Raw genomic sequence first — 293 nt, 5'->3', positions numbered from 1 at the left:
CCACACACATGCTAATTTAAAAGGTAGAAATCTTATTATTTCTATTTTTTTAAATGTGGTAATAACTATTGCGCAGGTTATTGGTGGTTTGGTATCTGGTAGTTTATCATTACTAAGTGATGCTTTACATAATTTTAGTGATGTTATATCATTAATTGTTAGTTATGTAGCAACAAGATTAGCACAAAAAAAGGCCTCTGAAGATAAAACTTTTGGTTACAAACGTGCCGAAATTTTAGCAGCTTTTATTAATGCAGCTACCTTAATTATTGTAGCTATTATTTTAATAAAAG

1 protein-coding gene is annotated in these 293 nt (G+C 28.7%); it reads left to right on the top strand.

Annotated elements, in window-relative coordinates:
* Positions 1-293 (top strand): cation diffusion facilitator family transporter (locus FUA24_RS23290; RefSeq protein WP_148545729.1); only part of this gene is annotated, 293 nt, incomplete at both ends.

The sequence above is a fragment of the Seonamhaeicola marinus genome, assembly GCF_008085455.1.
This window is presented reverse-complemented; position numbering and strand designations above follow the sequence as displayed.